This is a genomic window from Neisseria sp. P0022.S010 (assembly GCF_051956635.1).
The window spans coordinates 1-3,232 of the sequence record NZ_JBQCXF010000343.1; the positions used below are offsets into that span (position 1 = coordinate 1).

A 3,232-nucleotide genomic window follows, 5' to 3' on the forward strand; every position below is an offset into this window, starting at 1 on the left:
GAATAGGCCGTCCGCACCCAAAAGACCCCAAAAATGACCGCTAAAACCCTGTTCAAAGCCATCAAAAAACGCCTGCAAACGCTGCGCATCCGTGCGGGCAAGGCGTGGCTCGACCGTGCGCCGGTGCCGTCTGAAAAGCCGCTTGCGCCGGAGAATATCGGCGGCATTCTGTTTTTGCGCCAAGACGGCAAAATCGGCGACTACATCGTCAGCTCGTTTGCCTTTCGCGAAATCAAAAAATCCGCGCCGCACATCCGCATCGGCGTGGTCTGCACCGAGGCCAACCGCAGCCTGTTTGACGCCAATCCGCATATCGACGCGGTGCATATTGTCCAAGCCAAAAGCAGCCGCTCGTATCGGGAAACCGGCCGCTCGATTGCAGGGCAATATGATGTCGTTATCGATCCCACCGTATTGGTGCGCAACCGCGATTTGGTTTTAATCCGCAGCATCAGCGCGCCCTACAACATCGGCTTTGCCAAAGAAAACTACCACATTTTCAACCGCAACATCGCCGATAAAAAACAGCATTAAAGGCCGTCTGAAAATCAATTTCAGACGGCCTTTTATTTATCAATCCAATCAGTTTTTCATCGATTGAACCGGAGCCGGGATTCTACCGCCTCGGTTGACGAACACTTCGCATGAGCCTTCTTTGACCGGCATTACAGGCGCGTGGCCCAACAGGCCGCCAAACTCAACGCTGTTGCCAACGGTTTTGCCGGTTACCGGAATAATACGCACGGCGGTGGTTTTGCTGTTGATCATGCCGATGGTGGCTTCGTCGGCGATGATGCCGGAAATGGTATGAGCAGGCGTATCGCCGGGGACGGCAATCATGTCCAAACCAACGGAGCAGACGGCTGTCATGGCTTCGAGTTTGTCCAGTGTCAGCACACCGGCTTCGGCAGCTGCAATCATGCCCTCGTCTTCGGAAACAGGGATAAATGCGCCGCTCAAACCACCGACCGCGCTGGAAGCCATCATGCCACCTTTTTTCACAGCATCGTTCAGCAATGCCAAAGCCGCTGTCGTGCCGTGCGTACCGCAGACGCTCAAGCCCATTTCTTCAAGAATGCGTGCCACCGAATCGCCAATAGCAGGGGTTGGTGCCAACGACAAATCGAGAATACCGAATGGGATATTCAGCATTTTTGAGGCTTCACGGCCGATGAGTTCGCCCACGCGGGTAATTTTGAAAGCGGTTTTCTTCACTACTTCCGCAACTTCGGTCAATGTCGTTGCATCTGAATTTTCCAACGCGGCTTTTACGACACCCGGGCCGGACACGCCGACATTGATAACGGCATCCGCTTCGCCCGCACCGTGAAACGCGCCCGCCATAAATGGGTTGTCTTCCACTGCATTACAGAACACGACAATTTTGGCGCAGCCGAAACCTTCGGGCGTGATTTCGGCCGTGCGTTTGATGGTTTCGCCTACCAGCTTGACCGCATCCATATTGATACCGGCGCGCGTGCTGCCGATATTGATGGAGCTGCACACGATATCGGTGGTTTTCATCGCTTCAGGAATGGAACGGATCAGCACCTCATCCGAAGGCGACATGCCTTTTTGCACCAGCGCGGAAAAGCCGCCGATAAAGGACACGCCTATCGCTTTGGCTGCTTTGTCCAAAGTCTGCGCCACGCTGACGTAAGAATCGGCTTTGGTTGCCGCCGCGATTTGGGCAATCGGTGTGACAGAAATACGCTGATTCACAATCGGTACGCCGTATTTGGCAGACAGATATTTTGCCGTTGCCACCAAGTCTTTGCCGACCGTGGTGATTTTATTGTAAATATTTTGGTTCAACACATTGATATCGCTGCTGATGCAGTCGTGCAAATCAATGCCGATGGTAATGGTGCGCACGTCAAAATTCTGGTCAGCCACCATTTTGACGGTTTCTAAAATCTCGCCGGATTGAATACTCATGGCTCTCCCTCCGACTTAAATACGGTGCATGGCTTGGAAAATTTCTTCGTTTTGCATACGGATATCAAGCGCGAGCTTTTTGCTTTCTTCCGCAAACAAATCCAAAACTTCTTGACGCGATTTGGTGCATTTTGAAGTATCCACCAAAATAATCATGGTAAAAAAATCGTCCATCAGCTGTTGGCTGATGTTGAGAATATTGATTTGGTTTTCCGCTAAAATTTTGGAAACGTCGTACACAATGCCCACACGGTCTTTGCCGATGACGGTGATGACTGAATTGTTCATAACGCTGTTTCTCCTGATAGGATATTTGAAAAGTGTTGACAATTATAACACTCAGGCCGTCTGAAAAACTGTTTCAGACGGCCTGAGTATTCAAATTTCAATTTTAATTATCGCCCTGCTTTCAAACCCTGCCACAGGCGAACACTGAGTTTGCTCGCATCGGTTGACTTAGGCGAAACGATGAAACTTTTTTCCATCAATTCTTTATTCGGGAAAATCGATGCATCGGATGTGTACTTTTCATCCATCAAATCACGCGCAGGACGGCTGGCCGGAGCATAAGTCACATAGTTGCCGTTTTTGGCCGCCGTTTCCGGATTGAGCGTGTGATTGATGTATTTGTGTGCATTGGCCACATTTTGCGCATCACGCGGAATCATCAGCGAATCCACCCAAATACCGACGCCGCTTTTCGGTGCCAATACTTCGACTTCGACGCCGTTTCCGGCTTCTTTGGCACGGGTTTTGGCAATATTGAGGTCGCCGCCATAACCTACCGATACGCAAAGATTACCGGCCGCCATATCGTCGATATAGCCGGACGAAGTAAAGCGTTTGATATCGGGACGCACTTTTTTCATCATTTCAACAGCAGCTTTGATGTCGTCAGGGTTTTCGCTGTTCGGATCTTTGCCCAAATAATGCAAAGCCAAAGGAATCTGCTCGATGGCGCTGTCGAAATAGCTGATGCCGCAGGTTTTCAGCTTTTGGGTGTATTCAGGGTTAAACACCAAATCCCATTCGTTTTCAGGCAACTTGTCCGTACCCAAAGCCTTTTGAACCTGCTGTTTGTTAATCGCCAGTGTATTGATGCCCCAGAAATAAGGGACGGCATATTCGTTGCCCGGATCGACGGCTTCCATCATTTTCAACAAATCAGGATCGATATTGGCGTAATCGGGAATTTGCGATTTGTCGATTTTTTGATACGCGCCGGCTTTAATCTGACGGCCGACATTGGCAATAGACGGCGCAACCAGGTCATAACCCGACTTGCCGGTCAGCA

Annotated in this window: 4 protein-coding genes; 1 reads left to right on the forward strand and 3 read right to left on the reverse strand. The window is 50.4% G+C overall.

The annotated features are described in order from the left end of the window. Positions 1-33 precede the first annotated feature (33 nt). Positions 34-534, forward strand: a complete 501-nt coding sequence (locus ACTHUT_RS16420) for a glycosyltransferase family 9 protein (protein WP_191620539.1) — start codon at positions 34-36, stop codon at positions 532-534. A 48-nt stretch (positions 535-582) separates the two neighbouring features. Here the strand turns inward: ACTHUT_RS16420 and ACTHUT_RS16425 are convergent, their stop codons facing one another. The 3 genes from ACTHUT_RS16425 to ACTHUT_RS16435 all read right to left on the reverse strand — a co-directional run. Next, positions 583-1,938 carry a PFL family protein gene (locus tag ACTHUT_RS16425; protein WP_250601136.1) on the reverse strand — a complete coding sequence of 452 codons (1,356 nt, stop codon included), beginning with the start codon at positions 1,936-1,938 and terminating at the stop codon, positions 583-585. A gap of 15 nt (positions 1,939-1,953) precedes the next feature. Further along, entirely contained in the window at positions 1,954-2,226 is a 273-nt protein-coding gene (locus ACTHUT_RS16430) for an ACT domain-containing protein (RefSeq protein WP_003680574.1), read from the reverse strand. Positions 2,227-2,333: 107 nt separating this feature from the next. Continuing rightward, on the reverse strand, positions 2,334-3,232 hold an 899-nt coding region (locus tag ACTHUT_RS16435; RefSeq protein ID WP_440419091.1), incomplete at its 5' end, for an extracellular solute-binding protein.